Source organism: Pseudomonas sp., assembly GCF_036404235.1.
GTDB lineage: Bacteria > Pseudomonadota > Gammaproteobacteria > Pseudomonadales > Pseudomonadaceae > Aquipseudomonas.
This window is the reverse complement of sequence record NZ_DASWOT010000109.1, coordinates 15,174-37,235: the sequence shown is the minus strand read 5'-3', so window position 1 is coordinate 37,235 and position 22,062 is coordinate 15,174. Positions and strand designations below refer to the sequence as shown.

The following is a 22,062-nucleotide window of genomic DNA, read 5'->3' as shown; positions in this document are numbered from 1 at the left end:
TCTACTCGCTGTGCAGGTTTGCATAAATCGACTCTGCGAGCTTTTTACTGATTCCGGGTGCTTTAGCGATCTCTTCGATGCTGGCACGGGATAACTCCTGCAAACCGCCAAAGTGCTTGAGCAGATCGCGCCGACGCGTTGGCCCTACCCCGGCGACGCCTTCGAGCGTCGAGGTACGGCGGGTTTTACCGCGTCGTGCGCGATGTCCCGTGATCGCAAATCGGTGAGCTTCGTCACGAATTTGCTGAATCAAATGCAATGCGGGCGAATCGCCCTTCAACGTAAATTCATGGGCTGCGTCATTCAGATACAGGGTTTCAAAGCCTGCTTTGCGCGTAGCCCCCTTGGCGATACCCAGCAAAATGAGATCGGGCACGGCCAATTCGCTCATCACATCGCGAGCCATGGACAACTGGCCCTTGCCACCGTCGACAATCAAGATATCAGGGAGTTTTCCCTCGCCGTCCTTTATCTTGCCGAAGCGACGAGTCAGCGCCTGGTGCATCGCTGCATAGTCGTCCCCAGCCGTGATGCCTTCAATGTTGTAGCGACGATAATCGGATTTAATCGGCCCTTCTGGCCCAAACACCACACAGGATGCCACCGTTGCTTCACCACTGGAATGGCTGATGTCATAGCATTCCAGGCGAAGTGGTGACTCGTCCAGCTTGAGCACTTCGGCTAGCGCTTCGAAGCGTGCGGCCATGTGTTGTCGATTGGCAAGCCTGGCGCCCAATGCCTGTTCGGCGTTAGTCACCGCCAGTTGTTGCCAACGAGCACGAGTGCCACGCACTCGATGGCTGATGGACAATTCGCGTCCGCGCGATGCTTCGATGGCCTCGATCAGTGCCGGAAAATCCTCATTGACCACGTTTACGATGATCTCGTTTGGCAGCTCACGGTCGGTGCCACCCAGGAAATACTGTGCCAAGAACGCCGACATTACCTCGCCGACTTCTTCCTCAATACCCACTTGCGGAAAGAAATTCTTGCTACCTAGGACTCGTCCGCCACGCACGCTGATCAAGTGTACGCAGGCGCCACCAGGATTTATGAACGCAGCGACTACATCGACATCGCCGGTGCCGCCGTCCATGCTCTGCTGATCCTGGACACGACGCAGCAGGCCAATCTGGTCGCGCAGTTCGGCCGCGTGCTCGAAATTGAGTTCGGTGGCGGCTTTTTCCATCAGCATGTTCAACTCGTCGGTCAACGCGTTGCTACGCCCCTCAAGAAACATCACCGAGTGACGCACATCTTCGGCGTACACCTGCGGCTCGACAAATCCCACACAGGGTGCCTTGCAGCGCTTGATCTGGTATTGCAGACACGGCCGGGTGCGGTTCTTGTAAAAACTGTCTTCGCACTGCCGAACCAGAAAGGTCTTCTGCATCAGGCTCAAACTTTCTCGAATTGCGCCTGCACTCGGATAAGGACCGAAGTAACGACCTTTGGCCTTTTTGGCGCCACGATGAATGCTTAGTCGGGGGAATTCGCCATCTGATAAATGCACATAAGGGTAGGACTTATCGTCACGTAGAAGAATGTTATAGGGCGGACGCGATTCCTTGATCAGCGTCTGCTCCAACAATAACGCCTCGGTTTCATTGGCGGTAATAGTGGTTTCTATCTGCGCGATGCGAGCGACCAAGGCGCCTGTCTTGGGGGCGTGCCCGGTCTTTCGGAAATAACTGGCAAGGCGTTTCTTCAGATTTTTGGCTTTACCGACATACAGCAGCCGCGCCTCGGCGTCGAACATCCGATACACGCCAGGACGACCACTGCAGGTAGAAAGGAAAGCACTGGGATCGAACGATTGAGTCATTTCAGGCGCTGGCATCGACCATGCCGTGACGGACAGCCAACAAAGCCAGCTCGACATCGCTGCCAATCGAGAGCTTTTCGAAGATGCGGTAACGGTAGGTGTTCACGGTTTTCGGGGAGAGGCACAACCTGTCAGAGATTGTCTGTACTTTCTGGCAGCCGACAATCATCAAGGCGATCTGGATTTCGCGCTCAGACAACAGGTCGAACGGAGAATTACTGGTTTGCGGCTGGAATGATTTAAGCGCTAGCTGCTGAGCAATTTGCGGGCTGATGTAACGCTGCCCAGCGAACACCAAACGGATGGCTTGAACCATTTCGGTCAGCCCCGCGCCTTTAGTCATGTAACCCGCGGCACCGGCCTGTAACAATCGGGTGGGAAAAGGATCGTCCTCGCAAACAGTCACTGCCACCACTTTAATATCAGGATGACTCCTCAGCATTTTGCGCGTTGCCTCAAGCCCGCCGATGCCGGGCATCTTGACGTCCATCAGCACTACATCGGGCTTAAGTTCCCGGGCTTTCTTAAGGGATTCTTCACCAGAGTCAGCCTGACCAACGACTTGCAGACCGTCAATATCGGCCAACATGCGCGTGATACCTGTTCGAACCAGATCATGGTCGTCGACAACCAGCACCCTAATCAAGCAGACACCTCGCGAAGCAATTTATGACGAATACTCGTCACCTTAACAAAAACGATGGCCGGGACCCAGCTTGATGCAGTCCCCGCACTGTCATGCTGAAAAAGATATGACGTGTCGACAACGTACCATCACCCACAACATTCGTTGCAAGAATATTCAAACGTACGCTTGTGATTGCAGACACTTGTCATTCTTCTGTAGTCGGCTTTTTCTGCACCGCGTATGGGCCCGATAGCTCAGCCAAGGTCGTGGTCAAGCGCCGTATAGCGTCTTGATGCTCTTTGTCCAACGACCGGTAACTGCCTAGCACCCATTCCTCCACCTGACTGAGGTGATCAAGCGAAACCGGCGTGCGTGTGCCAGTTAGCACATATAAAACATCGACACCCCTGCGAGCAACGGCTGCCAGATAATCAGCCTTGGGAGCGCGGTGACCGCTTTCGTATTTCCCCTGAGCATTGGCTTCGACCCCTCCAATTTCACCAAATGCCTTCTGAGAAAGTCCCAGCCGGTCTCTTTCTTTTCTAAGTCGGACGCCTATTCCACTCATTTGAATGCATAACCCTGTTGACCCCATCCGTACGAATGGTAGAATCCAGATAAAATTAAACTGACTTGAGCGGTTTTGAACTATGCCCGGAATCCGCACCGCAGCACAAGCCAAGGCTTGGCTCGAACAACAAGGTAAATCTGTTCAAGAGTTTGCTCGGGAAAATAATGTCGACCCAGCAACGACTTACCAAATTCTTTCGGGTCGCAAAAAGGGCCGCAGGGGGGAGGCGCACAAAGTCGCAGTGCTTTTGGGCATGAAGATAGGGGTGATACCGTCACCCGACGACAACGATATTGATGACGTGCGAGCCGAGAAGTAATGGACTGCCTCGTGCTCAAGGTGTCGCAGGATGACTGCTCGGCATCACACGACGCACTCCATCCAAAAAAGCGCCACGTCCTCCCTCACGACTGAATACCCGTGCCGCAGGTAAAGCTCCTTTGCTGGGTTGCTTTTGAAAACCTTCAATCGCGCACGGTTGTAACCATGGCTGCGCGCAATCTCAGCGATGCGCTGCATGACCCAGGTACCTATGCCCTCTCCCCGATAGGGCTCAACCAACTGAACATCGCGCAAATAGAGATAGTCGGACTCGACCGTAAACCCGAAAAAGCCTACGGGTTTGGCTGACTTGTGGATGATGAAGGTCTGGCGCGACAACCATTCTTGGTCGAACGCGCGTTGCTGCCAGATCAAACCGTATTGAGCGTAATAGGGCCGCATGTTGACTCGCGTCAGTTCACGGGCAAACGGCAGATCTTCATGTCCCGCGACGCGAAGCGTTAGCCCCACGATGGATTTTTCAGTCATCACGGCACCACTCATCAGTCAATGGCTCGATATACGCCGCCCAGTTGCCATCCCGACACGTGGCGATGAGCAAGCGGTCGCCTTCGCCTTCGACTACCGCGATCTGCTCGCCATCAGTTCCCCAAATTACACTTGCACCGGCCGATTGCCATCCTCCGGTCGGACCTCCGTGGTTAGCCATCATCACAACCATCTTGTGCTCGCGTGCATAGCCGGCGAGCACTTCGCAATCAGCTACATAACCGTTTCTGGAAATAAGCACGCTCGCCGCATACACATCAGCGCCTGCTTGCACGGCCTCTTGCACATGGATCGGCTGATTGAAATCCGCGCAAACGGCCAATGCAATCTGATCATGATTGATACTCAGTAGAACGCCGCCATCACCGGCGGTGAAGATGGCTTCTTCGCCCGGATGCAAATGCCGTTTGGTGTAACAACCAACACGCCGATGGCCATCGAAGATCAGCGCAGCAATCAAAATGTCTTGTGCGTTAGCGCCTTTAACAGGCGCTCCCACCACCGTCAGCATCGCGCTCTGTATCGCGAGGTCACGCAGCGGTTCGAGCCTGTCGTCGCTTGGGTTAATCGCCAGAGCGCGAGCCAACGACGGCTCGTAACCTGTCAATGAAAGCTCTGGGAACAGCAAAAATTGCGCGCCGTGCCGGGCAGCCTGATGCATGAAGCGCAGATGTTTTTGCACATTGGCCTTGATATCACCTGCGACCACGGCGATCTGTGCGATCGCATAAATCCTGACACTCATCCCGTCATTCCCTTGATTGTGCGGCTCTTATAGAAGCGTGGTATTCAACAGCACGCACCTTACCGATAAATCAACGATTTTTCTGACTCAAGCAAACAAATCGCCAACGCAACCGATACCTATGCCCTTGATTGATATTTCCAATTGAACTGAGACACGGGCTTGAAGTAAGCTCACGTCCACTCAACGGAGACAGACCATGTTGCCTTCCACTCCCTCTCAGCTTTGCCGAATCGCCGACGCCACGCGTCTGGTTGCGCAAGCCGCTGCCTGGGATGCAAGCAATCAGGCTGCGCCCCGCGCTTCTTATTTTTATGGGTATTGGTTTAGCCACTGGCGCGCCTGATACCTAACCGGCGCCCATTACTCAGGGGACGCCAACCAGAGAACTCTCTACCCCCGGTCGGCTACCCGACCGGGGGTTTTGTTTTTTCAGCCTTCGAAAACTTAACGATTGAATCGAGGATCACGACATGAACGACAACCGCTACTACCGCAACGACGTCCACTTCGCATGGCGATTTAGCAACCTCCGTTCGGGCCAGCCAGCCGCCTCCGATCGGTCATTTATAGGTGGCAGCCATACCCAAACAGCCAGCCCGACCCACTGTCGAACACCCCAGTAGACCCGCGCGGGAGCATGCCCGCCGGCCAGGAAGCCAGAACATGAATTCGTCCGTCGCCACAAACAGCTTGTCAGACCTTGAGTCCAACCCTGTGACTCTGATTGACATCAACCCTGCCCCACAACGCTTGCCCAGCGCTTTGCAGCTTAAGAACCAACTGCCGCTCGACGCCGCACTGATCCAACAGGTCGCAGCCCACCGCCAGTCAGTTCGCGCGATCCTTAATGGTGAAGACTCCCGATTGCTAGTGATCGTCGGCCCTTGCTCGATCCATGACCCTCAATCGGCGCTTGAATACGCCCAACGCCTGGCTGAACTGTCGACCGAGGTCAGCGACCAAATGCTACTGGTCATGCGCGCCTACGTTGAAAAGCCGCGGACCACAGTCGGCTGGAAAGGTCTCGCATACGACCCGCGCCTTGATGGCAGCGACGACATGGCAGGCGGTTTGACGCTCTCTCGTCATCTCATGCGCGAAATACTACGGCTGGGCTTGCCTGTCGCCACCGAACTGCTGCAACCCATGGCTGCTGGTTACCTGGATGACCTGTTGAGCTGGGTGGCCATCGGTGCGCGCACCACCGAATCGCAGATCCATCGCGAAATGGCCAGCGGCCTGGAGATGCCTGTAGGGTTCAAAAATGGCACCGATGGAGGCATAACCATTGCCTGTGACGCCATCCGCTCGGCCGCTCATCCACATCGTCACTTCGGGATTGATCGCCAGGGCCATCCGGCAATTATCGAAACGCAGGGTAACCCCGACACCCACATCGTGCTACGCGGGGGGCACAGCGGTCCGAATTACGACGTAAAAAGCATCGCCCAGGTCAACGCAAGCCTGGTGAAGAACCGCACAGCGGCGCGGATCATGGTCGATTGTAGTCACGCCAACAGCGGCAAAGACCCATTGCGCCAGCCGGCTGTGTTCAATGATGTTCTCGACCAGCGTTTAAAGGGCGATAACAGCCTGATCGGCATGATGCTGGAGAGCCATTTGTTCGAAGGCTGTCAGCCGTTGAGCGAGGCGATGAGCTATGGCGTTTCGGTGACCGACGGTTGCCTGGGCTGGGCTGCCACGGAGCAGCTGTTGCGTCAGGCGGTAAGCAAGCTGCGTTACAGGTAACAAACGGAAACGGGAAGCTGGCCGATGACGCGTAGCCGGCTTCCCCATCGGATGTCGTTCCTGACTGGGCAATCACGTGCTCATTCAGACCACATCCGTACGAAACAACCCCGCAGCCTCAAGGATTTCGCGCATGGTGCGGTGGTCTCTCACCTGGGTACTGAAATCGATTGGCCTTCAAGCGTGAGCAAAGCTTGTCGACAGATTGAGCCACGCAGATGCTTGGCGACAACAGCTTTCTGCTCTTAATCCTTCCAGTCGATATCGTCATTGGCCAACACACTCAATAGACGATTCATCATGCACACGGAAGTGACGACGAAATACCCCATCCTGCTGGTTCATGGCCTCTTTGGCTTTGATCGCATCGGCAACTTCGACATGTTTTACGGCATTGAGGACGCACTGGAGAACGCCGGCTGTCGAACATATGTCCCCGCGCTCTCAGGTGCGCACAACAATGAGACACGTGGCGAACAACTGCTGGCGCAAATCGAGCGTTTTTTGAAAAGGACGGGCTTTACCAGGGTCAACCTGTTTGGTCACAGCCAGGGCGCACTGACCTCTCGCTACGCAGCGGCAAAACGACCTGACCTGATTGCGTCGGTTACCTCCATCAGCGGCCCCAACCACGGCTCGGAAGTGGCCGACCGTCTACGCTTGGCCTTTGAACCAGGTGCCCTGCCCGAGACAATTGCCGCAGCATTGACCAAAGGTTTCTCGCAATTTCTCGCACTGATCAGCAGCAACGCAACATTGCCACAAGATCCGATAGAGGCCCTTGATGCACTCACCACCGCAGGTGTCGCTAAATTCAACAACAAGTACCCGCAAGGCCTGCCCCCGAACTGGGGCGACGAAGGACCGGAATGGGTCAACGGCGTCGGCTACTATTCCTGGAGCGGGTGCATCACTGACACACTTCTTGGCGAAGGCAAAAACGGCCTCGACCCGTTGCACCTGGCTTGTCGCAGCTACGCTCTATTATTCGATAGAGAAAAGGACTTCAATGACGGACTGGTCGGCCGTTTCAGCTCACACCTGGGTAACGTCATTCGCTCTGACTACCCAATGGACCACGTTGACACGATCAACCAAACCGCGTCGCTGGTGCGCAAAAACGTTGATCCTATCAAGCTTTATATCGAGCACGCTGTCAGGCTCAGTAACAAAGGTTTGTAGAACAGGAGGTTGATTCCCCGTAGCAGAAACGCTCAGGAACTTTCTCGAGAAAAACCCTCCTTAATCCGGTAGGCTCTTCCTTTTTTTCACAGGAGTACTCCAAATGGCCAAAGCCACTGCCCGCCACATCCTCGTTTCAAGCGAAGAGAAATGCAACGAACTCAAAGCTCAAATCGAAGGCGGTGCTGATTTTGCCGAGGTTGCAAAATCCAACTCCAGCTGCCCATCCAGCCGTCAAGGTGGCGATCTGGGTTCGTTCGGTCCAGGACAAATGGTCAAAGAATTCGATACTGTCGTGTTCAGCGCACCTGTCAACGTCGTCCAAGGGCCGGTGAAGACACAATTTGGTTATCACCTGCTTGAAGTGACCAGCCGTCAGGATTAATCCTGGCGCACCGCTCATCGCAAATGGCCCGCCCTTATAAAGCGGGCCGTTCGCATTTTTATCATGTAAAAACTGGCGCTCTATCGATTCCGGCAAAGAAATTGCTTCGATTATGCGCATATCGTGCAGATCACACCTTGCGGTATTTAAAGCGGCAGCGACACTATGTCAGCGTCATAATCCACACGTAGTATGCGGTTACAAAGAGCACCGGAAATCCGCTACCTTGGCACTAGAGGTAACGAACAAGAATAAGTCGGACGACTGCGGGGCAGGCCATCACTGCTTGCCCGTGACCCTCAAACCCTGATGCTTTGCTTCGGGCATCAGTCAGGATTCGTTTAATGCGTTTTGTTTTTTCATCGCTGATAGTTGCCACACTGGCCTTAGTCTCGGGTTTTCAATCCTTGTCCGCCGCCCCCCTACACGCATTGACCGTCTACGGAGAGGCGCCCCGCTATCCTGCAAATTTCCAGCACTTTGATTACGTCAACGCGGATGCCCCAAAAGGCGGCAGCATGCGCCGCTCGGCGCTGGAAATCGGTCAGTTTGACCACATCATGCCGTATCTCGACAAAGGCACCGGCGTCTCGCAAGTCAACGGTTTGCTGTACTCGCCTCTTGCCGTGCGTTCGCTGGACGAGCCCTACACGGTCTATGGTTTGGTGGCGCAGAAAATGGAGCGCGGTGCCGATGGCATGTCGTTGCGTTTCATTTTGAACCCCAAAGCGCGTTTTGCTGATGGCACTCCGATAACCGCCGATGACGTTCGTTACACTTACAACCTGTTGATGACTCAAGGCAGCCTGTCTTACAGGACCGAGTTCGAAGACGTCAAAGGTGTGGAGGTCGAATCCCCAACCCAAGTGCGTTTTGACTTCAAAAGCAATCAAAACCGCACCCTGCCACTGGACCTCGCCTCTCTGCCGGTTTTCCCCGAACACTGGTGGAAAACCCGCGACTTCGCCGACGCTGGCAATTTTGAAATCCCCCTCGGTAGCGGCCCTTACCGCATCGCCAAGGTCGATGCCGGACGCAGTATCACCTTCGAGCGCAATACCGATTGGTGGGCCAAAGACCTGCCCGTCACCCGAGGCATGTACAACTTCGATCATTTCAGCGTCGAGTACTTCGGCGACATCGACGTTGCCCGACAAGTGCTGCGCGGCGGCGGCTACGACTACAACCGAGAGTTCTCGGCTACCGGCTATTCCATCGGCTACGACAGCGATGCCTTGACCGAAGGTCGCCTGCAACGAGCGCATTTGGCCAAGGGCTCGGTGCAAAGCTCCCAAGGCTTCGTTTTCAACCTGGACCGCGCGAAATTCCAGGACCGTCGCGTGCGTCAGGCATTGGCGATGCTCTGGGATTTTGAGTGGACCAACAAACAGATGATGCGCAACGTCTACATTCGCCAGAGCAGTTATTTTTCCAACAGCGATCTGGCCGCAACGCAGTTACCCACAGAATCCGAGCTGAAGATTCTCGAACCCTTGCGCGGGCAGATCCCGCCGGAAGTGTTCACCACGGTATTCCAGACGCCGAAAACCGACGGCACCGGTTTCATCCGTGACAAACAGCTGCAAGCACTGCAGTTACTGGAAGAGGCAGGCTGGATGCCCAAGGGCGATCACCTGGTCAATGCCGACGGCGAGCCGCTGAGCTTCACCTTTCTTAACGGCCAGAGCGGTTTTGAAAAAATCCTCCTGCCCTACAAGCGCAATTTGGCGCAGATCGGTATCGACTTCGAAATCCGCCGCATCGACTCGGCGCAGTACCTGAACCGGGTCATGGCCCGCGATTACGACATGATCGTCACCGGTTATGGTGTGTCGACCTCGCCAGGGGTGGAGCTGTACAACAACTTCGGCTCCAAAGTGGCGAAGGACCCTGGCTCCAGCAATTACATGGTGTTGCAGGACCCGGCCATCGACACACTCATCAATGGACTGGCTACGGCTGACAACAAACCGACCATGATTGACTACGCCCACGCGCTGGATCGAGTCATGCAGTGGGGCTACTACTGGATTCCCAACTATTACCCGCCGGGCTCTTCGACCGTATGGTGGAACCGCTTCGGCATCCCGAAAGTGCAAGCGCGCAACAGTGAAGCCATCGACACCTGGTGGGAAATCAGCCCTCAAGCCCTGACCAATGAGCAGTTCGCCAAACAGCGTGGCGCTTCGGCCAGCCCCTCGGAGGTGAAGTAATGCTCGGTTATCTGTTGCGGCGTCTGTTGCTGATCATTCCGACCCTGTTTGCCATTTTGCTGGTCAACTTCTTTATCGTGCAGGCAGCGCCGGGCGGTCCGGTGGAACAAGCCATTGCCAAGCTGCAAGGAGTCGCCGGAGGTTCTATTGGCACCGGCCACACCGAAACCATGAATGCCGGGCAGTCCCGCGCCAGCCGTGGCTTGGACCCTAAGCTCATCGAGGACATCAAGCACCAGTATGGCTTTGATAAACCCTTGCACGAACGTCTGTGGCTGATGCTCAAGAGTTACGCGCGCCTTGATTTTGGCAACAGTTTTTTCCGCGGAGCCAAGGTCACAGACCTGATCCTGCAAAAAATGCCGGTGTCTATCTCGCTGGGGTTATGGGCGACCCTGATTACCTATCTGGTGTCCATTCCGCTTGGCATTCGCAAGGCAGTCAAGCACGGTAGCCATTTCGACATCTGGAGCAGCACGGCAATCATCATCGGTTATGCCATGCCAGCGTTCCTGTTTGCGATGTTGCTGGTGATGGTGTTTGCCGGTGGCACCTCCTTGAACTGGTTCCCGGTGCGCGGGCTGGTCTCGGAGAACTTCGATCAAATGACCACGGTCGGCAAGATCGCCGACTACTTCTGGCACCTGGTGTTGCCGGTGACGTCGCTGGTGATCGGTGGTTTCGCGACACTGACCATTCTCACCAAGAACTCCTTCCTGAATGAAGTCACTCGCCAATATGTCGTGACCGCACGCGCCAAGGGCCTGAGCGAACGCCGTGTGCTGTACGGGCATGTATTCCGCAATGCCATGCTGCTGGTAGTCGCGGGCATCCCGCAGGCATTCATTGGCGTGTTCTTCGCAGGTTCCTTGCTGATCGAGGTGATTTTTTCGCTCGATGGCCTGGGCCGCATGAGTTATGAAGCCGCAGTCTCACGAGACTATCCGGTGGTGTTCGGCTCGTTGTTCATCTTCACCTTGTTCGGGCTACTGATAAAACTGGTGGGCGACATTTGCTACACCCTGGTCGACCCCCGAATTGACTTCAGCGCGAGGAATGCCTGATGCGCAGATTGTCTCCGGTGGCTCGCCGTCGTTTCGAGCGTTTCCGTAACAATCGTCGTGGCTGGTGGTCTCTGTGGCTGTTTTGCGGCCTGTTTCTGCTCAGTCTGGGTGGCGAATTGATCGCCAACGACAAACCCCTGGTGCTCAGTTATCAACACTCGTTGTACTTTCCTGCCTTCAAACGCTACACCGAGCAAGAGTTCGGTGGTCAACTGCCATTCCAGCCAGACTACCGCAGCGAATACGTCCAACAACTGATCAAAAAAGGCGACGGCTGGATGATGTTTCCACCGATCCCCTTCAGTGATGACACGCCCAATTACGACCTGAACAAACCGGCGCCGAGCCCGCCCTCCTCAGTCAATTGGCTGGGCACCGATGACCAGGCCCGAGACGTCTTGGCGCGGGTGATTTTTGGCTCGCGAGTGTCGATTTTGTTTGCGTTGGCGTTGACCGTCATCAGTGCGCTGATTGGCATTGCCGCTGGCGCGCTGCAAGGCTATTACGGTGGCTGGGTGGACTTGATCGGCCAGCGACTGCTGGAGGTTTGGTCCGGGCTGCCGGTGCTGTACCTGTTGATCATCCTGTCGGGCTTCGTCGAACCCAACTTCTGGTGGCTGCTGGGGATCATGGCGCTGTTTTCATGGCTGGCGCTGGTCGATGTGGTGCGTGCCGAGTTTTTGCGTGGACGCAACCTGGAATACGTCAAAGCCGCCCGCGCGCTGGGCCTGGACGACAGCAAAGTGATCATGCGGCACATCCTGCCCAATGCGATGAACGCAACCTTGAGTTACCTGCCCTTTATTCTGACCGGCGCAATCTCGACCTTGACCGCCCTGGATTTCCTTGGCTTCGGCATGCCAGCGGGCAGCGCGTCACTGGGCGAGCTGATCGGCCAGGGCAAGCAGAATCTGCAAGCGCCCTGGCTGGGCCTTACCGCATTTTTCACCTTGGCGCTGATACTGTCGCTGCTGGTTTTCATAGGCGAGGCGCTGCGTGACGCCTTTGACCCGAGGTCCTGACATGTCTGAGAGCCTGATCCAAATACGTGACCTGTCGGTGTCCTTCAGCGGCAATACAGTGGTCAAAAACCTGAGCCTGGACATCCCGGCCGGCGAATGCCTGGCCTTGGTGGGAGAATCGGGCTCCGGAAAATCGGTGACAGCGCACTCGATCCTGCAACTACTGCCCCAGGCGGGCACTGTCAGCACCGGCAGCATCCGCTATCGAGGGCAAGAGCTGCTGGGCGCCGACGGCAAACTGTTGCGCGAGATTCGCGGCAACCAGATCGCCATGATCTTCCAGGAGCCAATGACCTCGCTCAACCCGCTGCACACGGTGTCCAAGCAGATCGGCGAAACCCTGCTACTGCATAAAGGCATGACCGGTCGAGCAGCACAAAAACGCATCCTTGAATTACTCGAACTGGTCGGCATCCAGAACGCCAAGAAGCGCCTCAAAGCCTATCCGCATGAACTGTCTGGCGGGCAGCGGCAACGGGTAATGATCGCCATGGCGCTGGCCTGCGAGCCAGAATTGCTAATCGCCGACGAGCCCACCACGGCGCTCGACGTCACGGTACAGCGCAAGATACTGCTGCTGCTCAAAGAGCTGCAACAACGCTTGAACATGTCGTTATTGTTGATCAGCCATGACTTGAATCTGGTACACAGCATCGCTCAGCGGGTCTGCGTGATGCGCGCAGGCGAGATCGTCGAGCAGTCCAACTGCCATTCGTTGTTCCAACACCCCCAGCACCCCTACAGCCAACTGCTGCTCGACGCAGAACCTGCGGGCGAGCCGCTGCCCCGGGATACGCGCGAGAAGGTGTTGGAAGTCGACAACCTGCGGGTCTGGTTCTCGTTGGGCGGCGGGATCTTTCGCCGTCATAAGGAATACCTCAAAGCGGTGGATGACATCAGTCTGAGCATCGAACGCGGTAAAACCCTCGGCATTGTCGGTGAATCGGGCTCAGGAAAATCGACACTTGGTCAGGCAATCCTGCGCTTGCTGGAATCACGTGGCAGTATCCGTTTCAGGGGCCAGTCGCTGGACACCCTCAATCAGAAACAAATGCGCCCTTGGCGCAAGCAGATGCAAGTGGTGTTTCAGGACCCCTATGGCAGCCTCAGCCCGCGTATGTCGGTGGCGCAGATCATCAGTGAAGGGCTGGAAGTACACAGCCAACTGGACAAGATCAGCTGTGAGAGCGAAGTCATTCGGGTGCTGGAAGAAGTCGGCATCGACCCGTTGAGCCGACATCGTTATCCCCATGAGTTTTCCGGCGGGCAGCGGCAACGTATCGCAATCGCCCGTGCGCTGGTCCTTAAACCTGCCCTGATACTGCTGGATGAGCCGACGTCTGCACTGGATCGTACTGTGCAGAAACAGGTGGTTGCCTTGTTGCGCCAATTGCAGGAGAAACACGGCCTGACGTACCTGTTCATCAGCCATGATCTGGCGGTGGTCAGGGCGCTGGCCCATGACTTGATCGTGGTCCAGGACGGCAAGGTGGTCGAACGCGGCGCCAGCCATGATGTATTCGATGCCCCTCAGCATCCCTACACCAAAGAGTTATTGGCAGCGGCACATCCGGGGTTCAACTGAAAACACCCACAGCAGTCTGCGCGGCCAGGTGCCGAAGAGAGTAACGACGGAACAGTGCATGAAAGACAGCGACAGCCTCAAGGATTACCGACGCGTACGGCGACTTGCGATCCGTTCGTTGTTCGAAATCATCGAGCAGTCCAGTGAAGGTACTGTCATCGTCGACAAGCAAGCCCGGATCGTCTGGATCAATGAGCGCTATGCAAAGCGCTTCGGCCTGCAAGACGCCGGCCAGGCTGTGGGCCAACCCTGTGAACAGGTGATCCCCGGCAGTTTGTTACGCCAGGTCGCGAGCAAGGGTCAGCCGATCTTGCTCGACATAATGGACACGGCAAAAGACCCGTTGGTGGTCATGCGCCTGCCGATTCATGACGATCTCGGCGAGGTGATTGGAGCCATTGGCTTTACCCTGCTCGATGAGCTGCATGCCTTGTGCCCGTTGCTCAAGCGCTATCTGAGCATGCAGCAGGAACTGGCATCGACCCGTTCATTGCTCAGTGCGCGGCAGGCGAGATACAGCTTTGCGCACTTCATTGGCACCAGCGCACCGACCCTTGAGGTCAAGCGCCGGGCGCGCCGCAGTGCCAGCGCAGACTCGCCCGTGCTGCTGCAGGGTGAAACCGGCACCGGCAAGGAACTGCTCGCGCACGCCATTCACAACGCCTCGCCACGCGCCAGCAAACCCTTCGTCAGCATCAACAGTGCGGCGATCCCGGAGACGCTGCTAGAAGCCGAGTTTTTTGGTACAGCCCCCGGCACCTTTACGGGTACGGATCGCAAAGGGCGCGCTGGAAAGTTGCAGCTGGCACAAGGTGGCACGCTGTTTCTCGATGAGATCGGCGACATGCCCCTGCCCTTGCAAAGCAAATTGCTGCGGGTGTTGCAGGAAAAGGAGTACGAACCGATCGGCTCCAACCAGATGATCAAGAGCGACGTACGCTTGATTGCCACGACCTCTGCCGACCTTAAAGCGGCGATCAAACGCGGCGAGTTTCGTGCTGATCTGTTTTACCGCCTCAGCGTATTGCCGATTCAGGTCCCACCTCTGCGTGAGCGCCTGGACGATCTGCCCGCCCTCAGCGAAGCGATTCTTGAAGAGCTGCGCAGTCAGCATGAGCTCCAGCCCAATGCCATGAACGTACTCGCGCAGCACGCCTGGCCGGGCAATATTCGCGAACTGCGCAATGTGCTCGAACGTGCGGCGTTGCTCAGTGACGACTTGTTGCTGGATGCCCATGAAATCCGCGTGGCCATCGGCACGCTGATGCCTGTTGATGCAAAGGTGCCAGACACTTCACAACGCGACTGTCTGGAAACCTACAGCCAGGCCCGACAACGTTTTGACCGACAGCTTATTCAAGCGAAATTGGTCCAATGCGACGGCAACGTCATCCTCGCCGCTCAGCAATTGGGGTTGGGGCGTTCCACGCTGTACAAGAAGATGGCGGCGTTGGGTATCGCCGAGTCTCAATAAGGAGACTCTCCTCAAACACACTGTAACGATCTGAATAAAAGAAATTTTCTGTAGCCGCTACCGAAGGCTGCGATAAGGTCCAAACGACCTTTAGGGGCCATCTGCAACACGGGGCGCGCTGCGCACACCATCGAAGCCTTTGGCAGCTCATATCCCTTGTTTGCAGCGCGACAGCGCGGCGTCTGGGCCACGGGCGATCCCTTACAAGCATTGATCGTTGTGCATTGAGCGCTCGATCACTTGAAATCGCGACTGCGCACGTCCAGCCCAGTCAGCAACGGCGTAAGGTCAAACAGCCGTTGTGCGATCACATGACGCACGCCTTTCTGGTATTCGAAGCGACCGAAGACCTGCATCAGGTGCGACCCTACCAGTACTTTGCGCTGACGCTCGGCCAGATCCAGCCAGACCACCACGTTGATCATGCCGTGCTCGTCTTCCAGGGTCACAAAGGTCACGCCACTGGCAGTGCCGGGCCGCTGCCGGCCGACCACCAGCCCGGCCACGCTGAGGCTGCAACCATCCTCCAACGCCAACAGATCCCTGGAGCTGCGAAAGCGTTTGGCCACCAATTTTCTGCGCAGCAGCGCCAGCGGATGCGGGCCCAGCGTGGTACCGAGGGTCTGGTAATCCGCCATCAAATCCTGCGCCACGTTCGGTATAGGCAGCGCCACTTGCGGCTCGTCAACAGTGCCTTGATCGGTGAACAGCGGACGCTGAGCCTCGACGCCTGCGATCTCCCAGCGTGCTCGATGACGGTGGCCAATCAGGCCACGTAGCGCGCCGGAATCGGCCAGTGATTCACGAGCTCGATTGTCCAGCCCCGCGCGCACGCACAGATCGGTCGCATCGCTGAACGCCTTGTCTGCACGAGCGGTTTCGATGCGTTTGGCGTCTTCTTCGCGAAAACCGCGAATCATGCGCATGCCCATCCTGATCGCCAGGTTCTGGGTATGCTCGCGGTTTTCGACTGGCTCCAGCGAGCAATCCCAAGTGCTGTAACGCACGTCCACCGGCCGGATTTCGATGTGATGACGGCGAGCGTCCTGAAGCAATTGATCGGGGCTGTAGAAACCCATAGGCCAGCTGTTGATCAAGGCACAGGTGAACGCCGCTGGCTCATGGCATTTGAGCCAACAACTGGCGTAGGTCAGCAGTGCAAAGCTGGCGGCGTGTGATTCCGGGAAGCCGTAGCTGCCGAAGCCTTTTATCTGCTCGAAGATCCGGGTGATGAATGCCTCCTCGTAGCCATTGGCTTGCATGCGTTCGGCCAGGCGCTGACGATGCGGCTCCAGGCCACCATGACGCTTCCAGGCCGCCATGGAACGGCGCAACTGGTCCGCTTCGCCGGGGGTGTAATCAGCGGCAATCATGGCGACTTGCATGACTTGCTCCTGAAACAGCGGAACGCCCAGGGTTCGCTCGAAAACCTCTTTCAAACGAGGCGGATAGGTAATCGGTTCTTCGTCGTTACGCCGACGCAGGAACGGATGCACCATATCCCCCTGAATCGGCCCCGGCCGGACAATGGCGACTTCGATCACAAGGTCATAAAACTTTTCGGGTTTCAAACGCGGCAACATTGACATCTGCGCACGCGATTCGATCTGAAACACACCAATGGTGTCGGCGCGGCTGATCATCTCGTAGGTGGGTTTATCGTCCTGGGGAATGCTCGCCAGTGTCCATCTTTTATGCCGATGGAGTTCGACCAGATCGAAAGTGCGGCGCAACGCACTGAGCATGCCCAGAGCCAAAATGTCGACTTTGAGCAGCCCCACCAGGTCCAGATCGTCCTTGTCCCACTGAATGATCGTGCGATCGGCCATCGCCGCGTTTTCCACTGGCACCAGAGTTTGCAGGGGATGCTCGGAAATCACGAAGCCACCGGGGTGTTGTGACAGATGCCGAGGGAAGCCGATCAACTCGCCCGTCAGCGCCATGACCCGGCGCAGAATGGGGCTGTCCGGGTCGAATCCGCATTCGCGTAGGCGTTCGGCGGGCGGCGTGGAATCGCTCCAGCGACTGAAACAATCGGCCAGTGCATTGATCTGGTCAGGTGGCAACCCCAGCGCTTTGGCGACGTCCCTGACCGCGCCTGCTCCGTGGTAGGTGCTGGCGACGGCAGTCAGCGCCGCCCTGCCCCGGCCATAACGGCGAAACACGTACTGCAAGACTTCTTCCCGGCGCTCGTGCTCAAAATCCACGTCGATATCCGGCGGCTCATTGCGCTCGGTGGAGATGAAGCGTTCGAACAGCAGATCGGTCTTCTCAGGATTCAGCTCGGTAATGCCCAGCGCGAAACACACTGTCGAGTTGGCTGCCGAGCCCCGCCCCTGGCACAGAATGCTACGTTTACGGGCGAAGTCGACAATGTCCTGCACCGTGAGGAAGTAACTTTCGTACTTCATCTGGGCGATGGTTTTGAGTTCCTTTTCAATGTTCGCCCGAGCCTTGACGGGCACCCCGTCGGGCCAGCGTTTGCGAGCGCCGTCTTCGGTCAAGGTGCGCAGCCATGAGCTGGCAGTCTCTCCCTTGGGCACCAGTTCATGCGGATATTCGTAACGCAACTGGCCGAGGTCAAAGGTACAACGCTCGGCGATCCGTAGGGATTCAGCCAGCAACTGCGCAGGATAGAGGTCTGCCAGCAGCGGTTTTGGGCGCAGATGCCGCTCGCCATTGCTAAACAATCGATACCCGGCGTCGGCCACCGTGGTGTGGTGGGCAATAGCAGTCATGGTGTCCTGCAACGCACGGCGACCACGAGCATGCATGTGTACATCGCCACTGGCCACGGCAGGAATGCCAGCCTCACGCCCTAGAGCCAACAATTGCGCAAGGCGTTTTTCGTCATCGGGCCCGCGATGCAACTCGACACCCAGCCATAAGTGATCGGGAAATATCCCACGCAGCCATTGCCCTTGCTCCTGCAAGCGGCTAGCTGGTTCGTTCAGGTCCGGCATCCATAAAGCCAACAGGCCGCTTATGGACGGAGTGAAATCCTCGCGCAACAGCCGATATTCGCCCTTTTTTACCCGACGTCGGGCTTGGGTAATCAACCCGCACAGGGCTTGATAACCCGTGAGGTTTTCGACCAGCAGGACGATTTTTGGCCCTTGGTCGATGTTCATTTCACTGCCGATGATCAACGGCAGCTCGCTGTCCTTGGACGCCTGCCAGGCGCGAACGATGCCCGCCAGCGTGCATTCGTCGGTGATTGCCAACGCCCGGTACCCATGCAGCTTTGCCCGCTCGAACAACTCCTTGGCACTGGAGGCCCCGCGCTGGAAGCTGAAGTTGGACAGGCAGTGCAATTCGGCGTAGTCACAGCTCATGCGAACCAGCCATGCAGCAACAGGCCGCTGTCGTCGCCCACCGCTCGATAGGCCCAGGCGCGCTGGCCGGACCGGGTTTCGATGAGGAAATAGTCGCGTCGCATATCGCCACCATCCCACCATCCGGACTCAATACGCTCAGGCCCGGCCAACACCCGCACCGTGGACTCGCGCAGCGGTTCCGGCTCGCGTAATAACCAGCCGGGGCGCGGAGCGTAAGGTGGGGGCACAGCGGTTTTGTTGATCAAACCCGACTGCCAGGCACATTCAGGACGATGGTCGGCATGAGCGCACAGACCATTGACTGCGGAGTCCCCCAATCGCGCGCGCAGACGTTCGCGCAGTTGCTCCCACGGCAAGGACTGCTGTGGACGGTCATCGAACAGCTCGCGGTGCGAGGGCACGAACGCCGGCAAATCACGGGCCTGCAAACGCACCGCGCGGACCGGCGACGGCACCTGAATCTGCTCCAGCCGACCTCGCGCCAGCTCGAATAGCATGTTCGCTTCCCGCTCGGCGCTGAGCAGTCCCACCGGCACCAAGGTATCGGGCACCGCGTTACCAAGGCTCGACACATGCTCCAGATGAATGACGAAACGCTGAACGCCACTGTCGCGTCCGGCGAGGAAAGCCGCCAGGTCAGAGATCAAGCGCTTGAGCGGAAACAGCAGTGCCTGATGGGATTCGACGTCGAAATTCAACTCGATGCGGATGTCGAAAAAGTTCGGCGGGATATAGCACTCCAGCGCCACGGGCCTGCGTCCAACCAGGGTATCCAGGTGCTGCAAAACCTGTGGGGGGAAGCGCCGCGCCAAGGTATCACGCGGCAATGCCAGCACGTGCCGCAGAGTGTGCAGCCCCATCCTTGCGAAAGCCGTCGAGGCTTCATGGCTCAGGCCAATACGGTTGACCGGCATCCGCTCGATGATCTGCAACAGGCTGTCATTGCAGGTCACCGACAGCCCGTCATGGCCGTTGGCAAGCATGCGGGCCGCCACCGGATTGGGCGCCACGACAATACGATGACTAAAACCCAGCGCCGTCAACTCTTGGCGCAAGCGCGCTTCAAACTGCGGCCACGGCCCGAACAACCCCAGGCTGGACTCAATCTCCAGCAACAGCACGCGCGGGTATTTCAAACTGACCTGGGAACTGAAGCGATAGGCCCAAGCGGCCAGCAAACGATGCCAACGCTCGGTGTCGGCGGGGTCGTATTCAACGGTGTCGAACGCACGCGACATCGCCTGCGCGGCGGTCAACGATTGACCGGGGCGCAGGCCCAGCTCGCGAGCGGCGGCATTGACGGTTTGCAGTACCCGGCGCTGGGCTGTGCCGCTGATCAACGCCAGCGGTTGTTGCGGATCGACGCGACGACGCATAACGCCGTCCAGCGCCAGTTGCGGCAGCAGGACACAGGCCCAGAGCATGGCGACCTCACGCGTCAGTCGAAAAAGGAATGGGCCTTGGCGGCGTCAACCCGCCTCGGCATTTGAGCACCCGCAACTGGGTGGGGCGTAAATCGATGGCGATGCGCAAGGCGGCAGGCGAAGGGTTGCCGGCAGCCAAATGAGGACGACAGGCAAAAGCCAGGGTCTCCCCGGTTTCAGCGGCCACTTGCAAGCGGCGCAGAGCGCGGTCATCGACTGTTTTCGGCCAGCACAACACCGCCCCGCAACTGCCCGACCGCAGGCATTGCTCAACGGCCCACAAAGCGTCGCGCTCATTGGCGTCGATCACCGACAATTGTCGCAAATCAATCCCCGCAGCCTGCCAGGCTTGCGGATAAGGCACATAGGGTGGCGCCACCAGCACGATGCGCTCACCGCTGTCTGCCAATCGCGCAAGGGTCGGCCACAGCAAGCGCAACTCACCACTGCCATTGGCCGGAATCAGAATCTCGCTCAGGGCTGAGGGTGGCCAGCCGCCCATGGGCAAAGCGGCATCCAGCAATGCATGCCCGGTGGGTTGTGCGGCGACGGGCTGGACCGCAGGTCGGCCTTTCCAGACCCGACGCTCATCCAGCAGCGCGTCAAGGCTGACCACTGCCCCCATCATTCGCGTCGCACCAGGCCACAGAACACGCCTTCAATGGCAAAGTCTTGATCGGGGTGGACGATGATCGGCTGGTAAGCCGGGTTGCGTGGCAACAGGCGGAACTGGTTCTCGCCTCTTTCCAGGCGCTTGATCGTGACTTCGCCATCAAGACGCGCAACCACGATCTGCCCATCATGGGCTTCGATACTGTGCTGCACGCCCACCAGATCGCCATCGAGAATACCGTCCTCGATCATCGAGTCGCCTTTGACCCGAAGCAGGTAATCAGGAACGCGCGAAAAGGTCCCGCGATCCAGCAGCAATGTGTCATGGGTGTCTATATCAGGGCCGATGGGCAAACCCGCCGCCACGCGACCGAGCACCGGCAGTTCGAGTAACTCAGGTTTGGGGCGGGTTTCCACCAGCCGGATACCACGCGCCTGATGAGCGGTGACTTCGATCAGGCCGGCTTCGGTCAAAGCCACGATATGCTTGCGCGCTACACTGCGCGAAGCAAAGCCGAAGGCTTCAGAGATTTCTGCCAGGCTCGGCGGTTGCCCATTCTGCGCAATGCGTTCGCGAATAAAGGCCAGGATTTGGGTACGGCGGGGAGATAAGGTCGTCATGGGGTACATTTGTACTCCATGGAGGATTTTCTGACTAGAACCTTTGGTCAGGGAGGGTGCAATTTCTAACGTCGCACAGGCAGCGCTGTTTAAAACAATGACGCCTGCACTGATTCTTCAACGTTTGTTCGTTTCTTCAATCGAAACACATCACACCCTTCCAGCCTCAACAGCAGCTCCTTGGCCGCGAGCCCACCCGCAAACCCCGTGAGCTCGCCCGACATGCCTATTACACGGTGGCATGGCGCAACGATGGAAATCGGATTTTTGCCATTGGCCGCGCCCACCGCCCTGACCGCCGCCGGGCTACCCACCTGATGGGCGATCTGGCTGTACGTTCGGGTTTGGCCAAAGGGTATGGTCAATAGCGCTTGCCAGACCTTTTTCTGAAAGTCAGTCCCGGCAAAGTCCAGTTCCAGTTCGAAGCTCTTGCGCGTACCCGCAAAGTATTCGTTCAATTGCTGTTCAGTCTGGCTGAGGATTTCGCTGTCCAGGCTCTGGGTCATGATGCCCAGTCGCACGCGGTCTGGACGATCGTTTTCCCAGAGAACAGCCGCCAATCTGCTGCCCTTGGCTACCAGTTTCAGTTGGCCCACCGGGGAGTCCATAAAGCGGTAGGTGAAGGTCATGGTGTCATCCTGATCAGTTTCAACGAACACCGCAGGGGCGTTCGCCATGGAAAACAGTGAGATTACGCCCCACTGCCGTTTCCGTCAGCTGCCATACGAGCAAGACCCAAACAGGAGGGGGGCTGAAAGCGACCTTGATCACAATGGCACCCTGGCAGCCC

At 57.4% G+C, this 22,062-nt stretch carries 19 protein-coding genes; 9 read left to right on the top strand and 10 right to left on the bottom strand.

Features of this window, described 5'->3' with window-relative positions; translation table 11 throughout:
- Position 1 precedes the first annotated feature (1 nt).
- From uvrC to VGC62_RS13565, 3 genes are all read right to left on the bottom strand, one after another.
- Positions 2-1,825, bottom strand: coding sequence for an excinuclease ABC subunit UvrC (gene uvrC, locus VGC62_RS13575; protein WP_331187611.1), 1,824 nt, complete (start codon positions 1,823-1,825; stop codon positions 2-4).
- A gap of 1 nt (position 1,826) precedes the next feature.
- Positions 1,827-2,471, bottom strand: coding sequence for a response regulator transcription factor GacA (gene gacA, locus VGC62_RS13570; RefSeq protein ID WP_331187600.1), 645 nt, complete (start codon positions 2,469-2,471; stop codon positions 1,827-1,829).
- A 187-nt stretch (positions 2,472-2,658) separates the two neighbouring features.
- Positions 2,659-3,021 carry a helix-turn-helix transcriptional regulator gene (locus VGC62_RS13565; RefSeq protein WP_331187599.1) on the bottom strand — a complete coding sequence of 121 codons (363 nt, stop codon included), beginning with the start codon at positions 3,019-3,021 and terminating at the stop codon, positions 2,659-2,661.
- An 82-nt stretch (positions 3,022-3,103) separates the two neighbouring features.
- On the opposite strand from VGC62_RS13565, the gene VGC62_RS13560 reads away from it, so the two are divergent.
- On the top strand, positions 3,104-3,343 hold the full coding sequence (locus VGC62_RS13560; protein ID WP_331187598.1) for a DNA-binding protein: 240 nt from the start codon (positions 3,104-3,106) through the stop codon (positions 3,341-3,343).
- Between the two features lie 44 nt (positions 3,344-3,387).
- Here VGC62_RS13560 and VGC62_RS13555 read toward each other — a convergent pair whose 3' ends face one another.
- Both VGC62_RS13555 and VGC62_RS13550 read right to left on the bottom strand, forming a co-directional pair.
- The gene (locus tag VGC62_RS13555) at positions 3,388-3,834 is read right to left on the bottom strand and encodes a GNAT family N-acetyltransferase (RefSeq protein WP_331187597.1); all 447 of its coding nucleotides are present in this window, start codon (positions 3,832-3,834) and stop codon (positions 3,388-3,390) included.
- Positions 3,827-4,600, bottom strand: coding sequence for a carbon-nitrogen hydrolase family protein (locus VGC62_RS13550; protein WP_331187596.1), 774 nt, complete (start codon positions 4,598-4,600; stop codon positions 3,827-3,829). The genes VGC62_RS13555 and VGC62_RS13550 overlap by 8 nt, the downstream gene beginning before the upstream one ends.
- A gap of 666 nt (positions 4,601-5,266) precedes the next feature.
- On the opposite strand from VGC62_RS13550, the gene VGC62_RS13545 reads away from it, so the two are divergent.
- The 8 genes from VGC62_RS13545 (at position 5,267) to VGC62_RS13510 (ending at position 15,277) form a co-directional block, all read left to right on the top strand.
- On the top strand, positions 5,267-6,352 hold the full coding sequence (locus tag VGC62_RS13545; protein WP_331187595.1) for a 3-deoxy-7-phosphoheptulonate synthase: 1,086 nt from the start codon (positions 5,267-5,269) through the stop codon (positions 6,350-6,352).
- 300 nt (positions 6,353-6,652) lie between these two features.
- Complete coding sequence (locus VGC62_RS13540; RefSeq protein ID WP_331187594.1) at positions 6,653-7,534, top strand: triacylglycerol lipase; 882 nt, start codon at positions 6,653-6,655, stop codon at positions 7,532-7,534.
- Positions 7,535-7,637: 103 nt separating this feature from the next.
- Positions 7,638-7,919, top strand: coding sequence for a peptidylprolyl isomerase (locus tag VGC62_RS13535; RefSeq protein ID WP_027898593.1), 282 nt, complete (start codon positions 7,638-7,640; stop codon positions 7,917-7,919).
- Between the two features lie 344 nt (positions 7,920-8,263).
- Positions 8,264-10,132, top strand: coding sequence for an extracellular solute-binding protein (locus VGC62_RS13530; RefSeq protein WP_331187593.1), 1,869 nt, complete (start codon positions 8,264-8,266; stop codon positions 10,130-10,132).
- Positions 10,132-11,196 carry a microcin C ABC transporter permease YejB gene (locus VGC62_RS13525; RefSeq protein ID WP_331187592.1) on the top strand — a complete coding sequence of 355 codons (1,065 nt, stop codon included), beginning with the start codon at positions 10,132-10,134 and terminating at the stop codon, positions 11,194-11,196. The genes VGC62_RS13530 and VGC62_RS13525 overlap by 1 nt, the downstream gene beginning before the upstream one ends.
- Complete coding sequence (locus VGC62_RS13520; RefSeq protein ID WP_331187591.1) at positions 11,196-12,218, top strand: ABC transporter permease; 1,023 nt, start codon at positions 11,196-11,198, stop codon at positions 12,216-12,218. Before VGC62_RS13525 ends, VGC62_RS13520 begins: the two co-directional genes overlap by 1 nt.
- Before the next feature lies 1 nt (position 12,219).
- Entirely contained in the window at positions 12,220-13,803 is a 1,584-nt protein-coding gene (locus tag VGC62_RS13515) for an ABC transporter ATP-binding protein (RefSeq protein WP_331187590.1), read from the top strand.
- A gap of 58 nt (positions 13,804-13,861) precedes the next feature.
- On the top strand, positions 13,862-15,277 hold the full coding sequence (locus VGC62_RS13510; RefSeq protein ID WP_331187589.1) for a sigma-54 interaction domain-containing protein: 1,416 nt from the start codon (positions 13,862-13,864) through the stop codon (positions 15,275-15,277).
- Positions 15,278-15,513: 236 nt separating this feature from the next.
- Here VGC62_RS13510 and VGC62_RS13505 read toward each other — a convergent pair whose 3' ends face one another.
- From VGC62_RS13505 to VGC62_RS13485, 5 genes are all read right to left on the bottom strand, one after another.
- Entirely contained in the window at positions 15,514-18,612 is a 3,099-nt protein-coding gene (locus tag VGC62_RS13505; RefSeq protein ID WP_331187588.1) for an error-prone DNA polymerase, read from the bottom strand.
- Positions 18,609-20,039 carry a DNA polymerase Y family protein gene (locus VGC62_RS13500; RefSeq protein WP_331187587.1) on the bottom strand — a complete coding sequence of 477 codons (1,431 nt, stop codon included), beginning with the start codon at positions 20,037-20,039 and terminating at the stop codon, positions 18,609-18,611. Before VGC62_RS13500 ends, VGC62_RS13505 begins: the two co-directional genes overlap by 4 nt.
- 7 nt (positions 20,040-20,046) lie before the next feature.
- The gene (imuA, locus tag VGC62_RS13495) at positions 20,047-20,664 is read right to left on the bottom strand and encodes a translesion DNA synthesis-associated protein ImuA (protein WP_331187610.1); all 618 of its coding nucleotides are present in this window, start codon (positions 20,662-20,664) and stop codon (positions 20,047-20,049) included.
- On the bottom strand, positions 20,664-21,281 hold the full coding sequence (lexA, locus tag VGC62_RS13490) for a transcriptional repressor LexA (protein WP_331187586.1): 618 nt from the start codon (positions 21,279-21,281) through the stop codon (positions 20,664-20,666). The genes imuA and lexA overlap by 1 nt, the downstream gene beginning before the upstream one ends.
- An 80-nt stretch (positions 21,282-21,361) precedes the next feature.
- Positions 21,362-21,901: a methylated-DNA--[protein]-cysteine S-methyltransferase gene (locus tag VGC62_RS13485; RefSeq protein ID WP_331187585.1), complete on the bottom strand. Its 540-nt coding sequence runs from the start codon at positions 21,899-21,901 to the stop codon at positions 21,362-21,364.
- Positions 21,902-22,062 lie beyond the last annotated feature (161 nt).

Bases quoted from the DNA above. Each gene is read 5' to 3' on its own strand.
- VGC62_RS13485 (WP_331187585.1), bottom strand. From the start codon at position 21,901: ATGACCTTCACCTACCGCTTTATGGACTCCCCGGTGGGCCAACTGAAA.
- VGC62_RS13555 (WP_331187597.1), bottom strand. From the start codon at position 3,834: ATGACTGAAAAATCCATCGTGGGGCTAACGCTTCGCGTCGCGGGACAT.
- VGC62_RS13530 (WP_331187593.1), top strand. From the start codon at position 8,264: ATGCGTTTTGTTTTTTCATCGCTGATAGTTGCCACACTGGCCTTAGTC.
- VGC62_RS13535 (WP_027898593.1), top strand. From the start codon at position 7,638: ATGGCCAAAGCCACTGCCCGCCACATCCTCGTTTCAAGCGAAGAGAAA.
- VGC62_RS13545 (WP_331187595.1), top strand. From the start codon at position 5,267: ATGAATTCGTCCGTCGCCACAAACAGCTTGTCAGACCTTGAGTCCAAC.
- VGC62_RS13540 (WP_331187594.1), top strand. From the start codon at position 6,653: ATGCACACGGAAGTGACGACGAAATACCCCATCCTGCTGGTTCATGGC.
- lexA (WP_331187586.1), bottom strand. From the start codon at position 21,281: ATGTACCCCATGACGACCTTATCTCCCCGCCGTACCCAAATCCTGGCC.
- VGC62_RS13510 (WP_331187589.1), top strand. From the start codon at position 13,862: ATGAAAGACAGCGACAGCCTCAAGGATTACCGACGCGTACGGCGACTT.
- VGC62_RS13515 (WP_331187590.1), top strand. From the start codon at position 12,220: ATGTCTGAGAGCCTGATCCAAATACGTGACCTGTCGGTGTCCTTCAGC.
- VGC62_RS13505 (WP_331187588.1), bottom strand. From the start codon at position 18,612: ATGAGCTGTGACTACGCCGAATTGCACTGCCTGTCCAACTTCAGCTTC.
- uvrC (WP_331187611.1), bottom strand. From the start codon at position 1,825: ATGACTCAATCGTTCGATCCCAGTGCTTTCCTTTCTACCTGCAGTGGT.
- VGC62_RS13520 (WP_331187591.1), top strand. From the start codon at position 11,196: ATGCGCAGATTGTCTCCGGTGGCTCGCCGTCGTTTCGAGCGTTTCCGT.
- VGC62_RS13550 (WP_331187596.1), bottom strand. From the start codon at position 4,600: ATGAGTGTCAGGATTTATGCGATCGCACAGATCGCCGTGGTCGCAGGT.
- VGC62_RS13500 (WP_331187587.1), bottom strand. From the start codon at position 20,039: ATGCTCTGGGCCTGTGTCCTGCTGCCGCAACTGGCGCTGGACGGCGTT.
- VGC62_RS13560 (WP_331187598.1), top strand. From the start codon at position 3,104: ATGCCCGGAATCCGCACCGCAGCACAAGCCAAGGCTTGGCTCGAACAA.
- VGC62_RS13565 (WP_331187599.1), bottom strand. From the start codon at position 3,021: ATGAGTGGAATAGGCGTCCGACTTAGAAAAGAAAGAGACCGGCTGGGA.
- imuA (WP_331187610.1), bottom strand. From the start codon at position 20,664: ATGGGGGCAGTGGTCAGCCTTGACGCGCTGCTGGATGAGCGTCGGGTC.
- VGC62_RS13525 (WP_331187592.1), top strand. From the start codon at position 10,132: ATGCTCGGTTATCTGTTGCGGCGTCTGTTGCTGATCATTCCGACCCTG.